Raw genomic sequence first — 22,392 nt, 5'->3', positions numbered from 1 at the left:
CGGCTCGCCAAGGCCTCAGCTCTGGCACGACCACCAGCCCCTTTCGCGATCACACACCTGCGTGAGGGACACTTAACCACCAGAACTATGTGCTGATCATGGAGGAGCCACCGGTGGAGTTCGACGTCACGATCGAGATCCCGAAGGGTTCGCGGAACAAGTACGAGGTGGACCACGAGACCGGTCGGATCCGCCTGGACCGTCGACTCTTCACCTCGACCGCCTACCCGACCGACTACGGCTTCGTCGAGAACACCCTCGGCGAGGACGGCGACCCGCTGGACGCGCTGGTCATCCTGGACGAGCCGACCTTCCCCGGCTGCCTGATCCGCTGCCGTGCGATCGGCATGTTCCGCATGACCGACGAGGCCGGCGGCGACGACAAGCTGCTGTGCGTCCCGTCGACGGACCCGCGCGTGGAGCACCTGCGCGACATCCACCACGTGTCGGAGTTCGACCGTCTGGAGATCCAGCACTTCTTCGAGGTCTACAAGGACCTGGAGCCCGGCAAGTCCGTCGAGGGCGCCGACTGGGTGGGCCGTACCGAGGCCGAGGCCGAGATCGAGCGGTCGTACAAGCGCTTCAAGGACCAGGGCGGTCACTGACCTTCCGCAGTCCCGGAAAGGGCCGCACGCACGCGCGTGCGGCCCTTTCGTGTGTCTGTGCGCATACTGAGGCCTACGGAAGGCGTCGTTCAGGGAGCGTTTCGCAGTGACGGAGGCGGAGGACCGCAAGCCGCAGTCGGACGAGGCGAGGGGGTCCTACGACCCCGAGGTGACCTCCGAGTTCGCCGTTCCGCGGGGGCTGTCGGTCCCCAGAGCGGGCGGTGAGCCCGAGACGACGTCGGAGTTCGCCGTGCCGAAGGGGCTGGACGTGGCGCCCGCTCCGGAGGCCGAGGGGTCGGCGTTCAGTCCGCCGAGTACGTACAGCGCCCGCAGCGCGCCCGCCGCGTTCACTCCGGTCGACGGGACACCCGTGGTCAGTCTGGCCAAGGACGTGCCCTGGCAGGACCGGATGCGCACGATGCTGCGGATGCCGGTCGCCGAGCGTCCCGCGCCGGAGCCGGGGCCCAAGGCGGAGGAGGGCGGTCCGGCCGTCCCCCGCGTGCTCGACCTGACGCTGCGCATCGGCGAGCTGCTGCTGGCGGGCGGTGAGGGCGCGGAGGACGTGGAGGCCGCGATGTTCGCGGTGTGCCGCTCGTACGGGCTGGACCGCTGCGAGCCGAACGTCACCTTCACGCTGCTGTCGATCTCCTACCAGCCGTCGCTGGTGGAGGACCCGGTGACGGCGTCCCGGACGGTACGCCGCCGGGGCACCGACTACACCCGCCTGGCGGCCGTCTTCCGGCTCGTGGACGACCTGAGCGACCCGGAGACCCACATCTCCCTGGAGGAGGCCTACCGGCGGCTCGCGGAGATCCGCCGCAACCGGCACCCCTACCCGACCTGGGTGCTGACCTCGGCGAGCGGACTGCTGGCGGGCGCCGCCTCGGTCCTCGTCGGCGGTGACGCGGTGGTGTTCGTGGCGGCCATGCTCGGGGCGATGCTCGGTGACCGGCTGGCCTGGCTGTGTGCGGGGCGCGGGCTGCCGGAGTTCTACCAGTTCCTGGTCGCCGCGATGCCGTCGGCCGCGATGGGCATCGCGCTGACGCTGGGGCACGTCGACGTGAAGGCGTCCGCGGTCATCACCGGTGGACTGTTCGCGCTGCTGCCCGGGCGGGCGCTGGTGGCGGGCGTCCAGGACGGACTCACCGGTTTCTACATCACCGCCGCCGCGCGGCTCCTGGAGGTCACGTACCTCTTCGTGGGCATCGTGGTGGGCGTGCTGGTGATGCTCTACGTCGGTGTCCAGCTCGGCGCGCATCTCAACCCCGACGCGGCCCTGGGCAGCGTCGACCGGCCGCTGTGGCAGATCGGCGCGTCGATGCTGCTGTCGCTGACGTTCGCCGTGCTGCTGCAGCAGGAACGGTCCACCGTGCTGGCCGTCACCCTGAACGGCGGCGTGGCCTGGTCGGTGTACGGCGCCATGCAGTACGCAGGCGGGATCTCGCCCGTGGCCTCCACGGCCGTCGCGGCGGGGCTGGTGGGGCTGTTCGGGCAGTTGCTGTCGCGGTACCGGTTCGCCTCGGCGCTGCCGTACACCACCGCCGCGATCGGCCCCCTGCTGCCGGGTTCGGCCACGTACTTCGGGCTGCTGGCGATCGCTCAGAACGAGGTGGATCAGGGGCTCGACTCGCTGACCAAGGCCGCGGCACTGGCGATGGCCATCGCCATCGGGGTGAACCTGGGGTCCGAGGTGTCGCGGCTGGGCCTGCGGATCGGCTCCGCCGAGAAGCGGCGTGCCGCCAAGCGGACGCGGGGATTCTGACGCCGGGCGGCCGCCCCGCGGGACGCTCTAGTACCCCTGGTTCTGGTTGTACGGGTACTGCTGCTGGGGGTACTGCTGCTGGGGGTACTGCTGCTGGGGGTACTGCTGCGGGGGGTACTGCTGCTGACCGCCGTAGTGGTCGTTGCCGTAGGACTGCGGCTGCGGCTGGGCGTAGTACTCGTTCTGCTGGGGCTGCTGGTCGTCGATGCGGCGCAGCTGGGTGGTGGCGTCGTCCATGACCGGGTACTGCTGGTGCTGCGGCTGCTGGTGCTGCTGCTGCGCGGGGGCCGCGGCGGCCTGCCGGGGGTTCTTCTTGGACTGGGAGCGGGCCCTGAGGAACTCGATGGCGATCGGGATCACCGAGACGAGGACGATCAGGATGAGGATCGCCTCGATGTTCTTCTTGACGAAGTCGATGTTGCCGAGCCAGGAGCCGAGCAGGGTCACGCCCGCGCCCCACAGGACGCCGCCGATGACGTTGAAGACCAGGAACGAGCGGTACCGCATGCCGCTGACGCCGGCGACGATCGGCGTGAAGGTGCGCACGATGGGCACGAAGCGGGCCAGGACCAGGGACTTCGGGCCGTACTTCTCGAAGAACTCGTGGGCCTTGGTGACGTTCTCCTGCTTGAAGAGGCGGGAGTCCGGGCGGCTGAAGAGGGACGGGCCCACCTTCTTGCCGAACATGTAGCCCGCCTGGTCGCCGAGGATCGCGGCGACGCAGATCAGGGCGACCGCGGCCCACAGCGGGAAGTCCAGCTGGTTCGAGGTGATCAGCAGGCCGGCGGTGAACAGCAGGGAGTCACCGGGCAGGAAGAACCCGATGAGCAGGCCGGACTCCGCGAAGACGATGAGCAGCAGGCCCCAGATGCCGAACGTGTCGAGCAGGTAGTTGGGGTCCAGCCAGCTCGGTCCGAGGGCAAGAGTCGTCACGGTTCCGGGCTCCTGAGGGGTGAAGGCGGTCGGTGCGGCGAGGAAGACCGCCCCAAGCTATCAACGCGGTGCCGCGGGACCAGGTTCCCAAGGCTTCCCCCAGGATGCACTGTGCCTCTCCTCGGTCAAAGCTGTGCACATGGGCATCGATGATTTCGGTGGTGGCCAGGGGCCCCAGCCGGACGTACTGGTCGTCACCACGAACGACGCTCCCGGATACCGGGTGCAGGAGGTTCTCGGCGAGGTCTTCGGGCTGACCGTGCGCTCACGGCACCTGGGCAGCCAGATCGGCGCGGGCCTGAAGTCGATGATCGGCGGAGAGCTCAAGGGGCTGACGAAGACTCTGGTGCAGACCCGCAACCAGGCCATGGAACGGCTCGTCGAGCAGGCACGCGCGCGTGGCGCGAACGGCGTACTGATGTTCCGCTTCGACGTGACGGAGGCGGCGGACGTGGGCACCGAGGTGTGCGCGTACGGCACCGCGGTGGTCCTGGCCCGGGAGTGACCCCGGGCCGGACCGCGCGTCAGTCCCGGCTGTCCGCGTTCGCCAGGATGGCCTCCCTGAGGTGCTCGGCGAGGCCGGGCCGCATGGAGTCGTAGAACGCCTTGAAGCGCTCGTCGGAGACGTACATCTCCCCCAGGCAGCGGTGCATCCCGTAGGGGCACTCGTAGAACCACCTGCTGATGTGCTGCCGGTGCTCCTCCGCCAGGTCCATGGCCGCCTCCCCGGCCGGCGGCTCGCCGGCGGCCACGAGGGCGGCGTACCGCCGGCCCCAGGCGTCGGCCTCGGCCTGGAGGCGTTTCCAGTCGTCCTTGGTGTAGCGGGCGGCGCGGCGCTGCGATTCGGCGTACTGCTCGGTGGCGCCCCAGCGGGCCTCCGCCTCCTCCGCGTACTGCTCGGGGTCCTTGTCACCGAAGACCTCGAACCTCTCCTCGGGCGTGAGATCGATGCCCATCGTGCGTGCCTCCATGGCGTGTTCCACGGCCGCGGCCATCTTCTGCAGCTTCTCGATCCGGGCGGTCAGCAGTTCGTGCTGGCGGCGCAGGTGCTCGCGCGGGTCCGCCGCGGGGTCGTCGAGCAGGGCGGCGACCTCGTCGAGCGGGAAGCCGAGCTCGCGGTAGAACAGGATCTGCTGCAGCCGGTCGAGGTCGGCGTCCTCGTAGCGCCGGTGGCCCGCGTGGCTGCGGCCGCCGGGGACGAGCAGGCCGATCTCGTCGTAGTGGTGCAGGGTGCGCACCGTGACCCCGGCGAACGCGGCGACCTGTCCTACGGAGTAGCTCACCTTCTCCGCTCCTTCCGGTAAGGGTCCGTACGCCTTCCACGGTGCGCCCTCACGCCGCGTGAGGTGCAAGCCCGTACGCCGGGCCCGGACCGAGCCCCCCGCCACGGGCCCGCGGCGAGCCCTGTGCCAGGCACTCACCCCTCCGGATGTCGTGTCCGTTTTGCCCGTTTATGGTGAGCCCGTGGCACAGGGCACCGCACGGCAGCCGCCGAGGCCGACAGGCGCGTCCGGCCGGAACTCCGGTCCGCCGACACTCGTTCGATCCCGCAGGAGGCACACTCATGGCGTTGCACACAGGTCCCGAGAAGCCCGACGAGCGCCCCCTCTCCCTGAATCCCTTCTACGGCGAGGCCGATCCGGTCGGCGGCATGACCGAGGCACCGCCCAAGCACCGGCTGCCGGACACCCCGATGTCACCGTCGACGGCGTATCAGCTGGTGCACGACGAGCTGATGCTGGACGGCAACGCGCGGCTGAACCTGGCCACCTTCGTCACCACCTGGATGGAGCCGCAGGCCGGGGTGCTGATGGCGGAGTGCCGCGACAAGAACATGATCGACAAGGACGAGTACCCGCGCACCGCCGAGCTGGAGCGGCGCTGCGTGGCGATGCTCGCCGACCTGTGGAACGCGCCGGATCCGTCCGCGGCCGTCGGCTGTTCGACGACCGGCTCCAGCGAGGCGTGCATGCTGGCCGGGATGGCGCTCAAGCGCCGCTGGAGCAAGCGGAATCCGGCTGCGGGGGCGCGCCCGAACCTGGTCATGGGCGTCAACGTCCAGGTGTGCTGGGAGAAGTTCTGCAACTTCTGGGAGGTGGAGGCCCGCCTGGTCCCCATGGAGGGCGAGCGCTACCACCTGGACCCGCAGGCCGCCGCCGACCTGTGCGACGAGAACACCATCGGGGTCGTCGGCATCCTCGGCTCCACCTTCGACGGGTCCTACGAGCCGATCGCGGACCTCTGCGCCGCCCTGGACGCCCTCCAGGAGCGCACCGGCCTCGACGTCCCGGTGCACGTCGACGGCGCTTCCGGCGCGATGATCGCGCCCTTCCTCGACGAGGACCTGGTGTGGGACTTCCGCCTCCCGCGCGTGGCGTCGATCAACACCTCCGGGCACAAGTACGGCCTGGTCTACCCCGGGGTCGGCTGGGCGCTGTGGCGCGACAAGGAGGCGCTGCCCGAGGAGCTGGTCTTCAGGGTCAACTACCTCGGCGGCGACATGCCGACCTTCGCGCTGAACTTCTCCCGGCCCGGCGCCCAGGTCGTCGCCCAGTACTACACGCTGGTGCGGCTGGGCCGCGAGGGCTACCGGGCCGTCCAGCAGACCACCCGGGACGTGGCCCGCGGCATCGCCGACCGGGTGGAGGCGCTCGGCGACTTCCGGCTGCTCACCCGGGGCGACCAGCTGCCCGTCTTCGCGTTCACGACGGCACCGGACGTGACGTCGTACGACGTCTTCGACGTCTCGCGGCGGATGCGGGAGAGCGGCTGGCTGCTGCCCGCGTACACCTTCCCGCCGAACCGGGAGGACCTCTCCGTCCTCAGGGTGGTGTGCCGCAACGGCTTCTCGGAGGACCTCGCGGACCTGTTCATGGAGGACCTCACCCGGCTGCTGCCCGAGCTGCGGCAGCAGCAGGGGCCGCTGAGCCGGAGCAAGTCGGCCGCGACCAGCTTCCACCACTAGCCTCCGGCGGACCGGCCCGCCGGTGCCGCACGGGGACGGTCTCAGCGGTCGTCCCCCGGATGCCGCTCCCCCGTCGCGTACGGGTTCGCCTCGCCCTCCGCCAGGACGCCGACGAACGGCTCGCCCTCCCCCGCGAAGGTGTACGCGCCGCCCTCGACGCGTCCGATCAGCCCCCGGGTCCACTCCGCCTCCGCGTCGGCCGTGTGGACCCACAGGTCCATGATCTCGCCGATGTGGCCCAGCTGTTCCGGGCCGCCCTCGGGGACGTAGTGCCCGGTGACGGTGGAGCGCCACTCCTCGATGCGCCGGATCCGCTCCTTCAGCAGGGTCACGGCCTCGGCCCGGGGCAGGTCGACCATGAAGCCGATGGCCGCGGACTTCACGTCCGTCCTCTGGTCGTAGGAGGTCAGCGCCTCGCGCAGCAGGCGGAAGTACTCCCCGGTGCCCGCCTCGGTGATCTCGTACTCGGTGCGCGGCGGGCCCCCGGCGGTGGAGGGGGCCGTCTCGTGCTCGTGCAGCAGCCCCTGCTTCGTCAGCTGCCTCAGGGCGTGGTAGATCGACCCCGGCTTGGCGTTGGACCACTCGTGGGCACCCCAGTACTCGAGGTCGCCGCGGACCTGGTAGCCGTGGGCCCGCCCGTGCTGGCGCACCGCGCCGAGCACGAGCAGACGGATCGCTGACATGGGCCCAGGCTATGACCTTCGGGTGACCTCAGAACGGGAAGCCGCTGCGGCCGTGCTGGACCGAGATCCACTTGGTGGTGGTGAAGGCCTCCAGGGTGGTCTCCCCGTTGAGGCGGCCGACGCCGGAGTTCTTCTCGCCGCCGAAGGGGACGATCGGCTCGTCGTGGACGGTGGCGTCGTTGACGTGGATCATGCCGGTGACGATCTGCTTGGCGAAGGCGACGCCCCGCTCGATGTCGGCGGTGTGGACGGCGCCGCTGAGGCCGTACGGCGTGTCGTTGGCGATGCGGACCGCCTCCTCCTCGCCGTCGAAGGTGTTGATGAAGACGACCGGGCCGAAGACCTCCTGCTGGAGCAGGGCGGAGTCGAGGGGGAGCCCGGCGAGGACGGACGGCTCCACGAGGTTGTCGGTGGTCGTGCCGTGGACCAGGGCCGTGGCGCCCTCGGAGATCGCCTGCTCGACCGCGCCGGACACCGCCTCGGCCTGCTGGGAGTTGATCACCGGGCCGATGAGGGTCTGCGGGTCGCGCGGGTCGCCGGCCTTCAGGGTCTTCACCTTGGCGACGAACTTCTCGGTGAACTCGTCGGCGACCGAGCGGTCGACCAGGATGCGGTTGGCGGCCATGCAGACCTGGCCCTGGTGGACGAAGCGGCTGAAGACGGCCGCGTCCACCGCGTAGTCGATGTCGGCGTCGTCGAGGACCACGAAGGCGCTGTTGCCGCCGAGTTCGATGATCGACCGCTTGAAGTGCGAGGCGGCGACCGTGGCGACGTGCCGGCCGACCTTGTCCGAGCCGGTGAAGGAGATCACGCGCGGGACGGGGTGCTCCAGGAAGGCGTCACCGATCTCGGCGATGTCGGTGACGACGACGTTCAGCAGGCCCGGGGGCAGCCCGGCGTCCTCGAAGAGCTTGGCGATCACCGTGCCGCCGGCGATCGGGGTGTTCTGGTGCGGCTTGAGCACCACGCCGTTGCCGAGGGCCAGCGCGGGGGCCACGGACTTCAGCGACAGCAGGAAGGGCACGTTGAAGGGGCTGATCACCCCGACCACGCCGACCGGCTCGCGGTAGACGCGGTTCTCCTTGCCGTCGATCGGCGAGGGGACGATCCGGCCCTCGGGGCGCAGCGCCAGATGGACCGACTCGCGCAGGAACTCCTTGGCGAGGTGGAGCTCGAAGGCGGCCTTGCCGAGGGTGCCGCCGGCCTCGGCGACGAGGAGCTCGCTGATCTCGGCCTCGCGCTCCTCGACCAGCCGCAGCACCTTCTCGAACACCGAGCGGCGGGCGTAGGCGTTGGTCGCGGCCCACTCCTTCTGGGCGCGGGCGGCGGCGCGGTAGGCCTCGTCGACCTCGTCGACCGTGGCTATGGTGATCGACGCGAGCTTCTCGCCGTCGTAGGGGTTGAAGTCGATGATGTCCCAGGACCCCGTCCCTGGACGCCACTTACCGTCGATGTACTGCTGGGCCAGGTCCGTGAAGTAGGACGACATGTGATCCCTCGATCCCCTGCTGCGGTGGCAGTCAAAACAGACGTGCGATGCATCACGATCTGATCACACGTCATCGTACGTGTGTTTCAAGGGAGTTGTGGGAGATCCGGGGCGTCCCCAGGGGCAAGAGTCCCTGAGGACCCGCCGGAGAGCACATGTGCGGCCGGGAGGGCGCTACGACAGCTGAAGCAGCCCGCGCAGCAGGTCCCGGCTCTCGTCGGGCCCGGGGCTGTCCTGCTGGAGCTCCTTCAGCGCCTGTTCGTACTGGCCGACGTCCTCACGCTTGTCCAGGTAGAGGGCGCTGGTGAGCTGCTCCAGGTAGACGACGTCCTGCAGATCGGCGTCCGGGAAGCTCAGGATGGTGAAGGAGCCGGACTCGCCGGAGTGCCCGCCGAAGCTGAACGGCATGATCTGCAGGCGTACGTTGGGCCGCTCGGAGATCTCGATCAGGTGCTGCAGCTGCCCGCGCATCACCTCGCGGTCGCCGTAGGGCCGGCGCAGGGCGGCCTCGTCGAGGACGATGTGGAAGTCCGGGGCGTTCTCGTCGACGAGGTACTTCTGCCGCTCCAGGCGCAGCGCCACGCGCCGGTCGATGTCCGCCGCACCGGCGCCCTTCATGCCGCGGGCGACGACCGCGTGGGCGTACGCCTCGGTCTGCAGCAGGCCGTGCACGAACTGCACCTCGTAGACGCGGATCAGTGAGGCCGCGCCCTCCAGCCCGACGTAGGTGGGGAACCAGTTGGGCAGCACGTCCGAGTAACTGTGCCACCAGCCCGCCACGTTGGCCTCGCGGGCGAGTCCGACCAGCGCCTGGCGCTCGGTGTCGTCCGTGATGCCGTACAGCGTCAGCAGGTCCTCCACGTCCCGGGTCTTGAAGCTCACCCGGCCCAGCTCCATCCGGCTGATCTTCGACTCGGACGCCCGGATGTGGTAGCCCGCCGCCTCCCGCGTGATCCCGCGGGCCTCACGCAGCCGCCGTAGTTGCGAGCCGAGCAGCATCCGCCGCACCACCGATCCGGGCTCTCCCGCGCTCACCTTGCCAGCCTCCCCAACCGTCCACAGGTTTCGCAGTCTGCCACTAAAACACTCCGAGCAGTACTCGTCCGATTACAGAGATGGAAAGAAGCCAAAGGATACGCATGGAAAGCCGCAAGGGAAGGGTGAGGAGAAAGCAAGGGAACGGGCCCTGAACGGCGAGAAGATGGCGGAAAAAATGGCCAAGAAGCGGTACGGGCAGGTCTATTTCGGTCACGTGCACGTGCATCTGCCCTTGCATCCGCCGTGCGCATCCGAAACCATGGTCCCGCGCCACCGCTGCATCGCAACGACCGCGAATCCCGGGAGTGCCTCGCATGGGGACGAATGGATCGACCATGCTCGAGCCGTTACGGCAGGGCCTTCCGCCGCTTGATCCCGCGGCCGTGTCCAACGCCGCGTCCTGCGCCCTGCCCGCCCGCCTCGAAGCGGTGCGCGAGGCCCGGCAGTTCACCAGGAGAACCCTCGGCCAGTGGGACGTGGGCGATCGCCTCGACGACGTGTGTCTGGTCGTCTCGGAATTGGTGACCAACGCCCTGCGGCACGGACTGTCCGACACCGCCGTGCTCCCGGCGGACCCGAATCCGGCGGTGCGACTGCATCTGATGCGATGGACCGAGCGGCTGGTGTGCGCGGTGCGCGACCCCAGTCGTGACAGCCCCCTGCCCCGCGAGGAGGAGGACTTCTCGGCGGAGTCGGGCCGCGGCCTGTTCCTCGTCGACTCCTTCACCGACGGCTGGGGCTGGCACCCGCTCTCGGGCAGCCTCGGCGGCAAGGTCGTCTGGGCGCTGTTCCGGCTGTACACACCCGCCGAATGACGAACCGCGGCACTCTTTGGTGCCGCGGTTCTACGCGCGTTGTAAGACTGTTCGCCGCGAAACAACCGATACGCGGAGCCGGTGACCTCGTCAGCTCGCGATCAGGTGGTCGAACTCGCCGTCCTTGATGCCGAGCAGCATCGCCTCGATCTCCGCCCGGGTGTAGACGAGCGCGGGACCGTCGGGGAAGCGCGAGTTGCGCACCGCCACGTCCCCGCCGGGCAGTCGCGCGAACTCCACGCAGGATCCCTGCGAGTTGCTGTGCCGGCTCTTCTGCCAGGCAACCCCGTACAGCTGTGTGGCCGTCATGCCGTTGTACACGTCGTGCCCCCCGTCAACGTGGTGGTCCACAGGTCGCTCCCTGGTGGTGCACTGGCTCGTGTGGCCATTGGTGCCGTTGGTCAACTGTTCCGGATCATAACCCCGTTCATGTGCAGTTGCATGAGCAGATGCACGTGCACGAGGGGTGGTGGTGCGGTTACAGCTTTGACGCCCGCTTTACCCGACGGAAAGTAGTCCGGGATCGAACTACTCGTGCACTAGGAACAGACGCACGGCATGGCCGTCGTGTTCCGTCGGCACCTCACCGACAGGCCGTTCACCTCCGTTTCAGGGCAGTCCAGGAAGACGGAAGCCCACCGTCCACTCCCCCCGGTGGACGTGACTCCGGACGTGGGGGTTCCGTGACTGCCGCCCTCGGATGCGTGAACAGGTCCTGACCAATCGGACCGGGCACGACAAAGAGTCGCCCCCGTGTACGACCGTGGGGATCGTACGCGGGGGCGAATCGGGGTGGTCGGCGACGGGCGGCCGGCATCGGCCGTTCGTCCCGGTGCGGGAAGGACGGTGTCCGGTCCGGCTGGACGCCGAGGCCGGGTCCGCTCGTACGACCGCCGGTCCGCCGGCTCAGCGGCCGGCGTAGGGCAGCAGGGCCGTCTCGCGGGCGTTCTTGATCGCCCGGGACAGCAGGCGCTGCTGCTGGGCGGAGACCCGGGTGACCCTGCGGCTGCGGATCTTGCCCCGGTCGGAGACGAACTCACGGAGCAGGTCGGTGTCCTTGTAGTCGATGTAGGTGACGCCCGCCCGGTCGAGGGGGTTGGGGCGGGAAGCGGCGGGCTTGCGGTCGGTCTTGCGGGGCACCGGGGTCAGACCTCCAGGAGGGTGTCGAAGGCGGGCGGCAGCCGCTTCCAGGCGTCGCGGCCCGCGGCGTACTCGGCGTCGGTGAGCAGGCAGGACTCCAGGAGCCGTTCGAGCCCGTCGCGGTCGAGGCCCGGGGACGTGAAGACCAGGTGCTGGCAGCAGTCGCCGTGCTCGGGGTGCCAGTCCAGCGCCGCTGCGGCACGGCGCACCGGCGGGACCATGTCCCAGGCCGCGTCCGGGAGGGAGGCCAGCCAGGGGCCCGCCGACTCCACGCACAGCGCACCGCCCGCGGCGTCCCAGTGGAGCAGCGTCTCGGGTCTGTCGGCGAGCCAGAACCGGCCCCGGCTGCGGGCGGCGGCGCAGGTCAGGTCCTCCAGCGCCGCGTACAGCCGCTCCGGGTGGAAGGGGCGGCTCCGGTGCCAGACGAGGGTGGAGACGCCGTGGGCATCGGCCTCGGCCGGGAGCAGCGCACAGGCGGGGTGCTGCGCGGCCGCGGCCGCCTCGGCGTCGAAGCCGGCCAGGGCGGCGGCCGCCAGCTCGGAAGTGCCGTGTGCATATGCACGTGCCGATGCGTCGGTCCGTGCGCCCTCCGGCGGCCGGGCGGACCCGGCCACGGGTGCCTCGGGGTGGCCGGCCGGCAACGGGACCCGGCGGGCCGTCGGATGGAGCTGGGCGAGCAGCTCGCGGTCCTCGTCGTCGGCCTCCCCGGAGTCGACGACGGCCAGCACGGGGGCGTACTCCAGCTGGCGCGCGAAGGTGTCGGCGACGGTCCGCCGGTCGGTGGCGGCCGCGGCGAGGCCCACGTCCGCGAGGTCGTCGCCGTTGCCGAGGCAGGGCAGCAGCAGCGCCGGGTCGACGGCGGTGATCACGCCGGTGACGGTGAGGCCGCCGGCCACGACCACCTCGGCCATGGCCTTGGGCTCCACGGAGTCCCAGAGCTCGACGACCGCGAGCCGGGTGGTGCCGTCGTCGGCGAGGCGGCGCAGCTCGGGGACCAGGTCCTCACGCAGGGCGCAGCAGGCGCAGTCATTGACCAGGGGCGCCTCGCCGGCGGAGAGGACTCCGCCGGCGTCGCGGACGGTCCGTACGACCGTACCGGCCACGGCCGCGGCCAGGTCGTGGTGGAGTGCGACGCTGCCGGGGACGTCGGCGAGCAGGCGCGCCACCGTCGCCCGGCGGGCGTCGGCGTGCAGCCCGCCGACGATCACCACCGACAGGCTCACGCCCCGCCCCGCTTCCCGTACCGGCGCTCGAAGCGCTCGACGCGGCCGGCAGTGTCCATGACGCGGGCGGTGCCGGTGTAGAAGGGGTGGCTGACGTTCGAGATCTCGACGTCCACCACCGGGTAGGTGCGGCCGTCCTCCCACTCGATGAGCTTCTCGCTCGTCATGGTCGAGCGGGTCAGGAAGGCGTGGTGCGCGGCACGGTCACGGAAGACGACCGGACCGTAGGCCGGGTGGATTCCCTCGCGCATGGTCAGCGCTCCTCTCGGAACTCGACGTGGCGGCCGGCGACCGGGTCGTACTTCCGGAGGGTCATACGGTCCGGGTCGTTGCGGCGGTTCTTGCGGGTGACGTACGTGAAGCCGGTCCCCGCCGTGGACCGGAGTCTGACGACCGGGCGGAGTTCGTTGCGTGCCATGCTGCTATGTTACTGAAAATGAATCCCATTAGCGATAGTGGTTCGAGAGAGGTACGTCACCCATGTCCGCGCACTGCATGCTGACCGGGGCCCGGCCCGGCTTCGGCAACCGCGTCTCCCACTCCCACCGGCGGACCTCCCGCCGCTTCGACCCGAACGTCCAGTCCAAGCGCTACTGGCTGCCGGGCGAGGGCCGGTACGTACGGCTGCGGCTGAGCACGAAGGGGATCAGGACCGTGGACGCGATCGGCGTCGAGGCGGCCGTGGCCCGGATCCGGGCGCGCGGGGTGCGCGTCTGATGGCGAAGAAGAGCAAGGTCGCGAAGAACGAGAAGCGTCGGGAGGTCGTCGCGCGGTACGCCGAGCGGCGGGCCGAGCTGAAGGAGATCGTCCGGCGGCCCTCGTCGGCCCAGGCCGAGCGGCTCGCCGCCCAGCGGGAGCTGCGCCGGCAGCCGAGGGACGCGAGCGCCACGCGCGTGCGCAACCGGGACCAGGTGGACGGGCGGCCGCGTGGTTACTTCCGGGCGTTCGGGCTGTCCCGGGTGGGGGTGCGGGAGCTCGCGCACGCCGGATGTCTGCCGGGGGTGCGGAAGGCGTCCTGGTAGCAGCTCACAGGCCCGTCCTGTCAGGTCACAGGCCGCGCCCAGGGTTGCGGCGGGGCGTGCTGGTAGCTTGCTGCCGGTCCGACCCGTCCGGCTACACCCTGGGAGCTTGCAGTGACTTCGGCGATCTACTCGCGCGGCACGTCCCGTCGGCCGGTGCGGGCCGTGGCCGTGGCCGCGGCGCTGGCGGGCGCGCTCGCGCTGACCGGATGCGGAGCGGGCGACGGGGGCGACGACGACGCCACGGCCGCACCGTCCGTCTCCGCCGGGACGGCGACCGCGGACACCGGCGGCGCGAGCGGCGACTCGGGCGGGGCCACCGCGTCGGCCGCGAGCGAGCTGGAGGGCAGCTGGCTGACCACGGCGGACGGCAAGGCCGTGGCACTGATCATCAACGGTGAGCAGGCCGCCCTCTTCGCCACCGGCGGGACCGTGTGCAGCGGGACGGCCGGCAAGCAGGCGGGCATGGAGATGATCTACCTCAAGTGCCCGACCGGCTCGAAGGCCCGCACCACCGGCATGGTCGACTCCGTCGACGGCGACTCGCTGACGGTCACCTGGACGGGCGCGGCCGGCAAGGAGACGTACACCAAGACCGAGGGCGGCCAGCTGCCTTCGGGTCTGCCGACGGCGGGGTAGGACTCGCCGCACCCGGGGCGGGAGTCGCGGCGCCGGGGCCGGAGCGGTGCCGCTGGGGACGTGGCGCTGGGGCGTGCCCGCTGCGTGACGCCGGAGCCGTGACCCTGGGGCGTGCCCGCTGCGTGACGCCGGAGCCGTGACCCTGGGGCGTGCCCGCTGGGGAGCGTGTCGCAGGAGCCGCGCCGCTGGGGCGGGAGGCCGGAGCCGCGCCGCCGGGAACGTGCCGCCGACGGGGTGCCGCTGGGGCGCGCCCGCAGGGGGCGCGCCGCCTGATCCGTACCGCTGGGGCGCGCCGCAGGGGCATACCGCTGGGCGCGTGCCGCTGGCGGGGTGCGGGGGCGGGACGCCAGAGCCGGCCGCAGGGGCGTGCCGGTGGGGCGTGCCACTGGCGGGGTGCGCAGGGGCGTGACGCCCGAGCCATGCCGCAGGGGGCGGGACGCTGGGACCTTGAAGCCCGAGCCGCGCCGCAGGGACGTGCCGCAGGGAGCATGACGCCCGAGCCGCGCCGCAGGGACCTGCCACAGGGACCTGCCGCTGGGACCTGCCGCAGGGACCTGCCGCAGGGACCTGCCGCAGGGAGCATGACGCCCGAGCCGCGCCGCAGGGACGTGCCGCTGGGGAGCGTGGCGTCTGGGACGGGGGCGCGCGACACTGCGGCGCACGCGTGCGTGATGATCCTTCGAGCACCGTCACGAACCTCAGGGGACCCTTCATGCGCGCCGTTCCGATCACCGTCACCGCCCTCGCCTCGGCCCTGCTCCTCACCGCCTGCTCCGGCGGCGACGACGACAGCGGCTCCGGCGACACCGGGAGCAAGGCCGCCGGTTCCGCCTGCGCCTTCGGCGAGCTGAGCCAGGAGGTCGGCCCGGTCGACGCCGCCCCCGCCGCCGGGGACACCGGCAACGTCACCGTCACGCTCACCAACAAGGGCGCCGAGTGCACCCTGGACGGCTTCCCCGCCGTCGGCCTCCAGGCGGGCGAGGCCTCCGCGACCGTGGAGAAGGCCGCCGGCGCCGAGGCGCAGAAGCTGACCGTCCCCGAGCAGGGCACCTTCACCTTCACGATCACCTATGTGCGGGGCGGCGGCGACGCCGAGAGCCTCGCCGTCAAGACGGTGAAGTACGGCCTGCCGGGGTCCGACAAGACCGAGAGCTTCCCCTGGTCCTACGGTGCGGTGGCGCTGAAGAGCGTGGACGTGCCGGACGCCTCGGTGACGGCTTTCCAGCAGGCCGGCGACTGACGCCGCGGCCGCGGGGTCACGGCAGCCGGGGCCGCGAGCCGACCTGCGCCCGGTCGGCGGCCTCGGCGCCCTCGGTCCAGCCCGCCTCGTCGGTGATCCCGCGCAGCCGGGTGGTGACCGTGTCCGGGAACATCCGGTCGGTGGCCGCCGTGACCGCGACCTCCCGGGTGGCGAGGACGGGCAGCAGGTCGTCGCTCACCTGGGTTCCGGCGGCGGCCGCGACCTCGCCGAGGCGGCTGCCGATACGGTGCGCGTAGGCGGCGAGGAAGGACTGCCGGAAGGTCTTGGTCCGCTTGCGTCCGCCGGCACGCTGGGCGGCCTCCGCCTTCGCCAGCGCGGACTGCGCCTGCACCAGGAGCGAGGTGTAGAGCAGTTCCACCGCCTCCAGGTCGGCCTCGAACCCGACGACCGTGGAGAAACCGAAGGGTTCGTTCCAGACCGCCCGGCAGTGGTTGGCGTCCGCGACCGCGTCCAGCAGCACCGCCTTGGCCTGCTCGTACGGCGGTTCCACGCCGATCCGGCAGGCGCCGGGCGCGTCCGGGTCCGGGGCCTGCGCGTCGAGCAGCGCCTCGTCGACGCTGTGCCGGGCCATCAGCTCCTGCGCCTTCGCGGTGAGCGCCTCCGCCTCCTGCGGATACCCGGTCGCCTCCGCCTTGGCGAGCAGCGCGCGGATCCGCGTGAGCATGCGCGAGCCGGAGCGGCGGCCCGGCCCCGGCCGTGACTCGTCGAGGGGTTCGAGCGCGGGCAGGCGCAGCAGCAGGCGGTAGAGCTCCAGCACCGCGGTGGCGCGCGAGAAGCGGTCGGTGCGAGGCGGCGCCTCGGCGGGCAGGCCGGCCAGCTGGGCCCTCCAGCGGGGGCCGCGCGCCCTGTCGTCCGGTGCCTGCGCACGGATCAGCGCGGCCAGCAGGCGTACGTGGACCTCGTCCAGTTCGCGCCGCACGAGCCGTACGACGTCGGCGGGCTGCCAGCCGCGCCGCCAGGCCGCCGCCACGAACTCCGTTCCGCGCCGGGCGAGTTCGGCGTCCGCCGAGGGGTCGGCGGCGAGAAGGGAGGCGCCGGCGTCGAGGGCGGTGTCGGCGGTGTCGTGGAGGGCGGTCCGCAGGGCGCGTTCGACGGCGTCGTCGGGGGTGCTGGTGCTGCTCACCGGTCGATGGTGACACGCGCGCGTGCGCCACTGACAACCCGAGGTTGACAGTCCCTAGGCGTCAACCTACGGTTGACACATGACGACGAACCCCTCCATCACGTCATCCGTACGGCTCGACGAACTCATCGCGGCCATCAAGAAGGTCCACCCCGAACCCCTCGACCAGCTCCAGGACGCGGTCATCGCCGCCGATCACCTCGGCGAGGTGGCCGACCATCTGATCGGGCACTTCGTCGACCAGGCCCGCCGCTCGGGCGCCTCCTGGACGGACATCGGCAGGAGCATGGGCGTCACACGGCAGGCCGCGCAGAAGCGGTTCGTGCCCAAGGAGTCGGCCGACCTCGATCCGAGCCAGGGCTTCAGCCGCTACACCCCGCGCGCCCGCAACGTCGTGATGGCCGCCCACAACGAGGCCATCGCCGCCGGCAACACCGAGGGCCGCCCCGAACACCTCGCCCTCGGCCTGCTGGCCGAACCGGAGGGCCTGGCTGCCAAGGCGATCACCGCGCAGGGCCTCCTCCTGGACGACGTGCGCCAGGCAGCCGGCGCCGCACTGCCCGCCGCCGCCGAGGACGTCCCGGAACTCGTCCCGTACGGCTCCGACGCCAAGAAGGTCCTGGAACTGACTTTCCGCGAGGCGCTCCGCCTCGGCCACAACTACATCGGCACCGAGCACATCCTGCTCGCCCTGCTGGAGTTCGAGAACGGCGAGGGCGTGCTGTCGGGTCTCGGCCTCACCAAGCCGGCCGCCGAGGAGTACCTGCTCGCGGCCCTCGACAAGATCAAGGTGACGTTCGACGAGCAGAGCTGAGGGCCGTTGTCAGACCCTCCTGCGACACTCGCAACCATGACCGACCGGTGGGCCCTCGCCCCGGCCGAGGACGGCGGCGCCGAGCTCGCCCCCCTCGGTCCGGACGGGCTGCCCGCCGGCCCGGTGCTGCGGGAGGCGGACCTGGCGCGTGCGGTGCGCGAGCGGCCCGGCGTCACCCGCTGGGTCTGGCGCTCCACGGCCGAGGTGTATCCGCGACTGCTCGCCGCGGGGGTGCGGGTGGAGCGGTGCTACGACGTCGAGGACGCCGAGACCCTCCTCCTGGGCCACGAGGGGCGGTACGGAGAACCCCGTTCGGCCGCCGCCGCCCTGGCCCGGCTGCGCGGCGGACCCGTCCCGCCGGACCCGCCGCAGCGCTCCGCCGCGCCCGGCGCCCAGTCCTCGCTCTTCGAACCGCGGTCCGTCCAGTCCGCCCCCCTGCCGCTCACCGACCTCGCCGAGGTCTACGCCGAGCAGCAGCGGCGGCATGCGCGGGCCGAGCACCCGGACCGGATGCGGCTGCTGACGGCGGCCGAGTCGGCGGGGATGCTGGTGGCCGCCGAGATGAACCGCTCGGGGCTGCCGTGGAGCGCGGACGTGCACCGCGCGGTGCTGCAGGACCTGCTCGGCGAGCGGTACGCGGGCGGGGGCGAGCCGCGCCGGCTGGCCGAGCTGGCCGACGAGGTGTCCGCCGCCTTCGGACACCGGGTCCGCCCCGACCTGCCCGCCGACGTGATCAAGGCGTTCGCCCGGGCCGGGATCCGGGTGAAGTCGACCCGCCGCTGGGAACTGCAGTCGATCGACCACCCGGCCGTGAAACCGCTGATCGAGTACAAGAAGCTGTACCGCATCTGGGTCGCCCACGGCTGGTCCTGGCTGCAGGACTGGGTGCGCGAGGGCCGCTTCCGCCCCGAGTTCCTGGCGCACGGCACGGTCACCGGCCGCTGGGTCACCAACGGCGGGGGCGCCCTGCAGATCCCCAAGGTCATCCGGCGGGCCGTGGTCGCCGACCCCGGCTGGCGGCTGGTGGTCGCCGACGCCGACCAGATGGAGCCGCGCGTCCTGGCGGCGATCTCCCGCGACCCCGGTCTGATGGAGGTGGCCGGCCAGGAGACGGACCTGTACCAGTCCGTCTCCGACCGCGCCTTCTCCGGCGACCGCGACCAGGCGAAGATCGCCGTCCTCGGCGCGGTGTACGGCCAGACCTCCGGGGACGGCCTGAAGAACCTCGCCGCGCTCCGCCGCCGCTTCCCGCGCGCGGTGGCGTACGTGGACGACGCGGCCAGGGCGGGCGAGGAGGGCCGGCTCGTCCGGACCTGGCTGGGGCGGACCTGCCCGCCGGCGGTCGGCGCGGACGACGCCGGGACGGAGGAGGCGGGCATCCCGGTCGGCCCCGCCGGTCCGGCCGAGCGCGGGGAAGCGGAGGAGGGCCGGCCCTGGGTGCCCGGTTACGCCTCCTCCGACGCCCGCGCGCGGGGCCGTTTCGCCCGCAACTTCGTCGTCCAGGGCAGCGCCGCCGACTGGGCGCTGCTGCTGCTCGCCGCACTGCGGCGCACCTGTGCGGACATGGCGGCCGAACTGGTCTTCTTCCAGCACGACGAGGTGATCGTGCACTGCCCGGAGGAGGAGGCGGAGACCGTCGTCGCCGCGATCCGGGAGGCGGCCGGCCTGGCGGGACGGCTGACGTTCGGGGAGACCCCGGTGCGGTTTCCGTTCACGACGGCGGTGGTGGAGTGCTATGCCGACGCGAAGTGATCACCCCGAACCGTCCAGCAGTTCCGCGAGTTCGGCCACGACCGCCTGCGCGTCCGTCCCGTCCAGCGCGTCGAGGGCCGCCCGCCACTGCGCGCGGGCCTGGTCCGTACGCCCCTGCTCGCGCAGCAGGAGACCGTGCTGGTGCCGGGCGAGCCCGCCCGTGTAACGGTCGGCGCGGGCGTCGGCGCGGCGCAGCAGTTCGGCGCACTCCGCCGTGGCCGGTCCGGTACGGCCCAGCAGGCGCAGGGCGCGGACCAGCCCCAGCCGGGTCTGCGACTCGCCGTGCCAGTCGCCGTGTCCGCCGAGAATGCGCAGGCTCTCCTCGAAGTGCGGCAGGGCGGCGGCCGGTTCGCCGAGGGTGAGATGGGCGTAGCCGATGTTGCAGTGCGCCGAGTGCTGCACGATCACGGCGCCAATCCGGTCCCCGAGGGCCAGGGAGCGGCGGTGCTGCTCGATGGCGGCGCGCGGGTCGGTGTGCTCGTAGAGGTTGCCGAGGTGGCTGTGGGTGACGGCCTCGCCGTGCGGGTCGTTCAGCCGGCGCGAGTACTCCAGGCTCCGGCGCAGGGCGTCGCCGGACTCCTCGTACCGGCCGAGGCTCTCCAGCAGCAGCCCCCGGTTGTTGAGGCAGCGGCGGACCCAGGAGAGCCGGCCGAGCCGGCTCCACACGTCCAGGGCACGGTCGTTGAGGACCAGCGCCTGCTGCTGGCGGCCGGTCAGGAAGTGCAGGCCCGCGAGGTCGCCGAGCGCGTACGCCTCCGCCGCCTCGTCCCCGAGCAGCCGCGCCGTGCGCAGCGCGGCCTGCCCGAGCACCTCCATCTCGGCGACCCGGCCCCGGCGCTGGAGGTAGGGGAAGAGCAGGCGCAGAAGAGTGGAGACGAGGCCGGCAGCCTCGGTGTCTTCGCCGGCGTCCTCCACCAGGGCGACGACGTTCTCCAGTTCGGTGTCCGCCCAGGCGAAGGCCTCCTCGGGCCCGGGGAAGGCGGGCGCGGCCGCGAGGTGCGCGGCGTGGGCGGGAGGCTGCGCGCCGGTGGGACGCCGGCGGTCGTCCTGGTCGGGCCCGGGTTCGATGATGGCGGTGAGGGTGCGTTCGGCGACGGCGGCGTACCAGTGGAGGGCGTCGCGCCTGACGGAGCCGGACCGCCCGTCGCTCCAGGCGAGTTCACGCGCGAAGTCCCGTACGAGGTCGTGGGGCGCGTACCGGCCGTAGGCGCTCTCCTCCAGCAGGGCCACGTCGACGAGCCGGTCCAGGGCGGCCTCGGTGCGGCGCTCGTCGGTGCCGGTGAGGCGGGCCAGCAGGGGCACACCGTACGCGGGCAGGTCGAGGGCGCCGATGCGGCGCAGGGCGAGGGCCGCGTCCTGGTCGGCCTCGCGGGCGGAGGCGGCGAGGGCGTCGTGGGCGACGGCGAGGGAGCGGCGCACGCTCAGGTCGTCGTATTCGAGGTGGTGCAACCTGCCCTGGGTGGCGGCCAGTTGCCGGGCGAGGGTGTCCGGGGTGAGGGCCCGGCGGGCGGCCAGGCGGGCGGCGACGATTCGCAGGGCGAGCGGCAGGCGCCCGGTGAGTCCGATGAGCGGGTGGTGCGCGTCCAGACCGTAGAGGCCGTCGTCGCCCTCGGGGTCGTCGGGGTCGTCACGGCCGGACAGCGCGCGCAGCAGGGTGGCGCTGTCCTCGCCCGACAGGGGCGCGAGCGGAAAGCGGTGGACGCCGTCGAGGGCGGTGAGCGGGGACCGGCTGGTGACGATCACCGCGCAGCCGGGACCGGCCGGCAGCAGGGGGCGGATCTGGGCGGCGCTCGCGGCGTCGTCCAGGACGAGCAGGGTGCGGGTGGGTGCGAGCAGGGTGCGCAGCAACGCGGCCGCCGCGTCCGGGTGTTCGGGGATGTGCCGGGGTTCGGTGCCGAGGTCGCGCAGGAGGGCGGCGAGTGCCTGGGCGGCGGGGAGGGGCGTCATGCCGGGGGTGGAGCCGTGCAGGTTGAGATAGAGCTGACCGCTGGTGAAACGTTCCCTCAGGGTGTGGGCCACCTGCAGGGCGAGGGCGCTCTTGCCGACGCCGGCCATGCCGCTGATGACGGCGAGCGGGGTGGGGCCCTCCGGTGGGGGTGCCGCGAGAAGGCCGACGAGCCGGCGGAGGATGCCGTCCCGGCCGGTGAAGTGCGCGGGCGGCGGGGGAAGTTGGGCCGGACTGCGGGCGGCGGCCGGCGAACCGAGGGAGACGCCGGGGGGCTGGGAGGCTCCGGGGGGCTCGATGCAGCCCTCACCACTGCCCTGGCTGCCGCCCCCACCGCCGGCCTGGCTGCCACCCTCACCGCCGTCAGCACTGCCCGGCTGCTCCGCGTAGGCGTCTCCCTCCGCGCCTCCCCGCAGCACCTCCACATGCGCCTCGCGGACCGCCGGTCCCGGTTCGACGCCGAGTTCCTCGACGAGACGGGTGCGCAGATCACGGTGGACGGCGAGGGCCTCGGCCTGGCGGCCGGTGTGGTGCAGGGCGAGCATCAGCTGACGGTGGTACGCCTCGCGCAGCGGATACTCGGCAGCCAGCGCGGTCAGCTCCGGGACGATCCGGTCCGGCCGGCCGCCGCCGAGGGCGAGTTCGGCGTCGTAGCGCCACTCCAGCAGGAGCAACCGGGCCTCCCGCAGCCGCCGTACGAGGGCGTAGCCGCCCAGGTCGGCGGGGAGCCCGCTGAGCGGGGTGCCGCGCCACAGCGCGAGCGCGGCAGCGCACTCGGCCACGACGCGCTCCCAGTTGCGGGCGGCGTGCGCCCCGCGCGCGGTGGCGACGTGCCGCTCGAAGACATGGACGTCGAGCTCGCCCTGTTCGACGCGGAGTTGGTAGCCGGGCGGCACCGCCCGCAGCCGCTCCGGGTCGTCGAGCAGCCGGCGCAGCCGGGTGACGTGGTTGTGCAGCGAGGCTTGCGCGGAGGCCGGCGGCGCGCCGCCCCACAGCGCCTCCTTCAGCGACTCGACGGGCACGATCCGGCCGGCGTCGAGGAGGAGGACGGCGAGGAGGGTGCGGATCTTGGGGCTGCGGATGGTTGTGTACGGCTCGCCGGGGAAGAAGAGGACCGGCGGCCCGAGCAGTCCGAACCGCAGCTCGTCCTGCCGCATCACGTCTACCGCCGCCTTTCCGTCTCTGT

Annotated in this window: 23 protein-coding genes; 11 read left to right on the top strand and 12 right to left on the bottom strand. The window is 72.2% G+C overall.

Annotated elements, in window-relative coordinates:
- The first annotated feature begins 113 nt into the window (after positions 1 to 113).
- Together ACFY30_RS17555 and ACFY30_RS17550 are read left to right on the top strand one after the other, a co-directional pair.
- Positions 114 to 605 (top strand): inorganic diphosphatase, encoded by a 492-nt coding sequence (locus tag ACFY30_RS17555; RefSeq protein WP_003975424.1) that lies wholly within the window; start codon positions 114 to 116, stop codon positions 603 to 605.
- A 106-nt stretch (positions 606 to 711) separates the two neighbouring features.
- Positions 712 to 2,367: a threonine/serine exporter ThrE family protein gene (locus ACFY30_RS17550; RefSeq protein WP_390846054.1), complete on the top strand. Its 1,656-nt coding sequence runs from the start codon at positions 712 to 714 to the stop codon at positions 2,365 to 2,367.
- 27 nt (positions 2,368 to 2,394) lie between these two features.
- Here the strand turns inward: ACFY30_RS17550 and ACFY30_RS17545 are convergent, their stop codons facing one another.
- Positions 2,395 to 3,300 (bottom strand): DedA family protein, encoded by a 906-nt coding sequence (locus tag ACFY30_RS17545; RefSeq protein ID WP_390846053.1) that lies wholly within the window; start codon positions 3,298 to 3,300, stop codon positions 2,395 to 2,397.
- A gap of 139 nt (positions 3,301 to 3,439) precedes the next feature.
- Between ACFY30_RS17545 and ACFY30_RS17540 the strand changes: the two genes are divergently transcribed.
- Positions 3,440 to 3,805: a YbjQ family protein gene (locus tag ACFY30_RS17540; RefSeq protein WP_390846052.1), complete on the top strand. Its 366-nt coding sequence runs from the start codon at positions 3,440 to 3,442 to the stop codon at positions 3,803 to 3,805.
- A gap of 19 nt (positions 3,806 to 3,824) precedes the next feature.
- Here ACFY30_RS17540 and ACFY30_RS17535 read toward each other — a convergent pair whose 3' ends face one another.
- Positions 3,825 to 4,583, bottom strand: a complete 759-nt coding sequence (locus ACFY30_RS17535) for a MerR family transcriptional regulator (RefSeq protein ID WP_390846051.1) — start codon at positions 4,581 to 4,583, stop codon at positions 3,825 to 3,827.
- A gap of 281 nt (positions 4,584 to 4,864) precedes the next feature.
- On the opposite strand from ACFY30_RS17535, the gene ACFY30_RS17530 reads away from it, so the two are divergent.
- Positions 4,865 to 6,265 carry a glutamate decarboxylase gene (locus ACFY30_RS17530; RefSeq protein ID WP_390846050.1) on the top strand — a complete coding sequence of 467 codons (1,401 nt, stop codon included), beginning with the start codon at positions 4,865 to 4,867 and terminating at the stop codon, positions 6,263 to 6,265.
- A gap of 41 nt (positions 6,266 to 6,306) precedes the next feature.
- Here the strand turns inward: ACFY30_RS17530 and ACFY30_RS17525 are convergent, their stop codons facing one another.
- The 3 genes from ACFY30_RS17525 to ACFY30_RS17515 form a co-directional block, all read right to left on the bottom strand.
- The gene (locus tag ACFY30_RS17525; protein ID WP_390846049.1) at positions 6,307 to 6,948 is read right to left on the bottom strand and encodes a PadR family transcriptional regulator; all 642 of its coding nucleotides are present in this window, start codon (positions 6,946 to 6,948) and stop codon (positions 6,307 to 6,309) included.
- 28 nt (positions 6,949 to 6,976) lie between these two features.
- Entirely contained in the window at positions 6,977 to 8,437 is a 1,461-nt protein-coding gene (locus tag ACFY30_RS17520; RefSeq protein WP_390846048.1) for an aldehyde dehydrogenase family protein, read from the bottom strand.
- A gap of 174 nt (positions 8,438 to 8,611) precedes the next feature.
- A complete protein-coding gene (locus tag ACFY30_RS17515) occupies positions 8,612 to 9,436 on the bottom strand; it encodes a helix-turn-helix domain-containing protein (protein ID WP_390659505.1) in 825 nt (274 codons plus the stop codon).
- A 374-nt stretch (positions 9,437 to 9,810) separates the two neighbouring features.
- Between ACFY30_RS17515 and ACFY30_RS17510 the strand changes: the two genes are divergently transcribed.
- On the top strand, positions 9,811 to 10,290 hold the full coding sequence (locus tag ACFY30_RS17510) for an ATP-binding protein (RefSeq protein ID WP_390846047.1): 480 nt from the start codon (positions 9,811 to 9,813) through the stop codon (positions 10,288 to 10,290).
- 90 nt (positions 10,291 to 10,380) lie between these two features.
- Here the strand turns inward: ACFY30_RS17510 and ACFY30_RS17505 are convergent, their stop codons facing one another.
- The 5 genes from ACFY30_RS17505 to rpmG form a co-directional block, all read right to left on the bottom strand.
- The gene (locus tag ACFY30_RS17505) at positions 10,381 to 10,599 is read right to left on the bottom strand and encodes a DUF397 domain-containing protein (protein WP_052183895.1); all 219 of its coding nucleotides are present in this window, start codon (positions 10,597 to 10,599) and stop codon (positions 10,381 to 10,383) included.
- A 597-nt stretch (positions 10,600 to 11,196) separates the two neighbouring features.
- A complete protein-coding gene (gene rpsR, locus ACFY30_RS17500; protein WP_390846046.1) occupies positions 11,197 to 11,430 on the bottom strand; it encodes a 30S ribosomal protein S18 in 234 nt (77 codons plus the stop codon).
- Positions 11,431 to 11,435: 5 nt separating this feature from the next.
- Entirely contained in the window at positions 11,436 to 12,653 is a 1,218-nt protein-coding gene (locus tag ACFY30_RS17495) for a CobW family GTP-binding protein (protein ID WP_390846045.1), read from the bottom strand.
- Positions 12,650 to 12,904, bottom strand: coding sequence for a type B 50S ribosomal protein L31 (locus ACFY30_RS17490; RefSeq protein ID WP_390846044.1), 255 nt, complete (start codon positions 12,902 to 12,904; stop codon positions 12,650 to 12,652). The genes ACFY30_RS17495 and ACFY30_RS17490 overlap by 4 nt, the downstream gene beginning before the upstream one ends.
- A gap of 2 nt (positions 12,905 to 12,906) precedes the next feature.
- Positions 12,907 to 13,071, bottom strand: coding sequence for a 50S ribosomal protein L33 (gene rpmG / locus ACFY30_RS17485; RefSeq protein ID WP_390659397.1), 165 nt, complete (start codon positions 13,069 to 13,071; stop codon positions 12,907 to 12,909).
- Between the two features lie 62 nt (positions 13,072 to 13,133).
- Here rpmG and rpmB point away from each other — a divergent pair, with 62 nt between their 5' ends.
- The 4 genes from rpmB to ACFY30_RS17465 all read left to right on the top strand — a co-directional run bounded on the left by rpmB (position 13,134) and on the right by ACFY30_RS17465 (position 15,551).
- Positions 13,134 to 13,370 (top strand): 50S ribosomal protein L28, encoded by a 237-nt coding sequence (gene rpmB, locus ACFY30_RS17480; RefSeq protein ID WP_390846043.1) that lies wholly within the window; start codon positions 13,134 to 13,136, stop codon positions 13,368 to 13,370.
- Positions 13,370 to 13,675: a 30S ribosomal protein S14 gene (rpsN, locus tag ACFY30_RS17475; protein ID WP_390846042.1), complete on the top strand. Its 306-nt coding sequence runs from the start codon at positions 13,370 to 13,372 to the stop codon at positions 13,673 to 13,675. Before rpmB ends, rpsN begins: the two co-directional genes overlap by 1 nt.
- 111 nt (positions 13,676 to 13,786) lie before the next feature.
- Entirely contained in the window at positions 13,787 to 14,311 is a 525-nt protein-coding gene (locus tag ACFY30_RS17470; RefSeq protein ID WP_390846041.1) for a hypothetical protein, read from the top strand.
- Positions 14,312 to 15,023: 712 nt separating this feature from the next.
- Complete coding sequence (locus tag ACFY30_RS17465) at positions 15,024 to 15,551, top strand: DUF4232 domain-containing protein (protein WP_390846040.1); 528 nt, start codon at positions 15,024 to 15,026, stop codon at positions 15,549 to 15,551.
- A 16-nt stretch (positions 15,552 to 15,567) separates the two neighbouring features.
- Here the strand turns inward: ACFY30_RS17465 and ACFY30_RS17460 are convergent, their stop codons facing one another.
- A complete protein-coding gene (locus ACFY30_RS17460; protein ID WP_390846039.1) occupies positions 15,568 to 16,695 on the bottom strand; it encodes a DUF2786 domain-containing protein in 1,128 nt (375 codons plus the stop codon).
- Between the two features lie 79 nt (positions 16,696 to 16,774).
- On the opposite strand from ACFY30_RS17460, the gene ACFY30_RS17455 reads away from it, so the two are divergent.
- Positions 16,775 to 17,509, top strand: coding sequence for a Clp protease N-terminal domain-containing protein (locus ACFY30_RS17455; protein WP_390846038.1), 735 nt, complete (start codon positions 16,775 to 16,777; stop codon positions 17,507 to 17,509).
- 36 nt (positions 17,510 to 17,545) lie between these two features.
- Complete coding sequence (locus ACFY30_RS17450; protein ID WP_390846037.1) at positions 17,546 to 19,261, top strand: bifunctional 3'-5' exonuclease/DNA polymerase; 1,716 nt, start codon at positions 17,546 to 17,548, stop codon at positions 19,259 to 19,261.
- Here the strand turns inward: ACFY30_RS17450 and ACFY30_RS17445 are convergent, their stop codons facing one another.
- Positions 19,262 to 22,363 (bottom strand): BTAD domain-containing putative transcriptional regulator, encoded by a 3,102-nt coding sequence (locus tag ACFY30_RS17445; protein ID WP_390846129.1) that lies wholly within the window; start codon positions 22,361 to 22,363, stop codon positions 19,262 to 19,264. It lies immediately after the preceding gene.
- Positions 22,364 to 22,392: the final 29 nt, after the last annotated feature.

It is taken from the genome of Streptomyces sp. NPDC000345, assembly GCF_042898825.1.
Taxonomy (GTDB): Bacteria; Actinomycetota; Actinomycetes; order Streptomycetales; family Streptomycetaceae; genus Streptomyces.
The sequence above is the reverse complement of the archived record's forward strand: the minus strand, read 5'-3'. Positions and strand labels throughout refer to the sequence as shown.

Bases quoted from the DNA above. Each gene is read 5' to 3' on its own strand.
- ACFY30_RS17540 (WP_390846052.1), top strand. From the start codon at position 3,440: ATGGGCATCGATGATTTCGGTGGTGGCCAGGGGCCCCAGCCGGACGTA.
- ACFY30_RS17530 (WP_390846050.1), top strand. From the start codon at position 4,865: ATGGCGTTGCACACAGGTCCCGAGAAGCCCGACGAGCGCCCCCTCTCC.
- rpsN (WP_390846042.1), top strand. From the start codon at position 13,370: ATGGCGAAGAAGAGCAAGGTCGCGAAGAACGAGAAGCGTCGGGAGGTC.
- ACFY30_RS17520 (WP_390846048.1), bottom strand. From the start codon at position 8,437: ATGTCGTCCTACTTCACGGACCTGGCCCAGCAGTACATCGACGGTAAG.
- ACFY30_RS17445 (WP_390846129.1), bottom strand. From the start codon at position 22,363: ATGCGGCAGGACGAGCTGCGGTTCGGACTGCTCGGGCCGCCGGTCCTC.
- ACFY30_RS17505 (WP_052183895.1), bottom strand. From the start codon at position 10,599: ATGACGGCCACACAGCTGTACGGGGTTGCCTGGCAGAAGAGCCGGCAC.
- ACFY30_RS17510 (WP_390846047.1), top strand. From the start codon at position 9,811: ATGCTCGAGCCGTTACGGCAGGGCCTTCCGCCGCTTGATCCCGCGGCC.
- ACFY30_RS17490 (WP_390846044.1), bottom strand. From the start codon at position 12,904: ATGCGCGAGGGAATCCACCCGGCCTACGGTCCGGTCGTCTTCCGTGAC.
- ACFY30_RS17525 (WP_390846049.1), bottom strand. From the start codon at position 6,948: ATGTCAGCGATCCGTCTGCTCGTGCTCGGCGCGGTGCGCCAGCACGGG.
- ACFY30_RS17465 (WP_390846040.1), top strand. From the start codon at position 15,024: ATGCGCGCCGTTCCGATCACCGTCACCGCCCTCGCCTCGGCCCTGCTC.
- ACFY30_RS17450 (WP_390846037.1), top strand. From the start codon at position 17,546: ATGACCGACCGGTGGGCCCTCGCCCCGGCCGAGGACGGCGGCGCCGAG.
- ACFY30_RS17455 (WP_390846038.1), top strand. From the start codon at position 16,775: ATGACGACGAACCCCTCCATCACGTCATCCGTACGGCTCGACGAACTC.
- ACFY30_RS17515 (WP_390659505.1), bottom strand. From the start codon at position 9,436: ATGCTGCTCGGCTCGCAACTACGGCGGCTGCGTGAGGCCCGCGGGATC.
- rpmG (WP_390659397.1), bottom strand. From the start codon at position 13,071: ATGGCACGCAACGAACTCCGCCCGGTCGTCAGACTCCGGTCCACGGCG.
- rpmB (WP_390846043.1), top strand. From the start codon at position 13,134: ATGTCCGCGCACTGCATGCTGACCGGGGCCCGGCCCGGCTTCGGCAAC.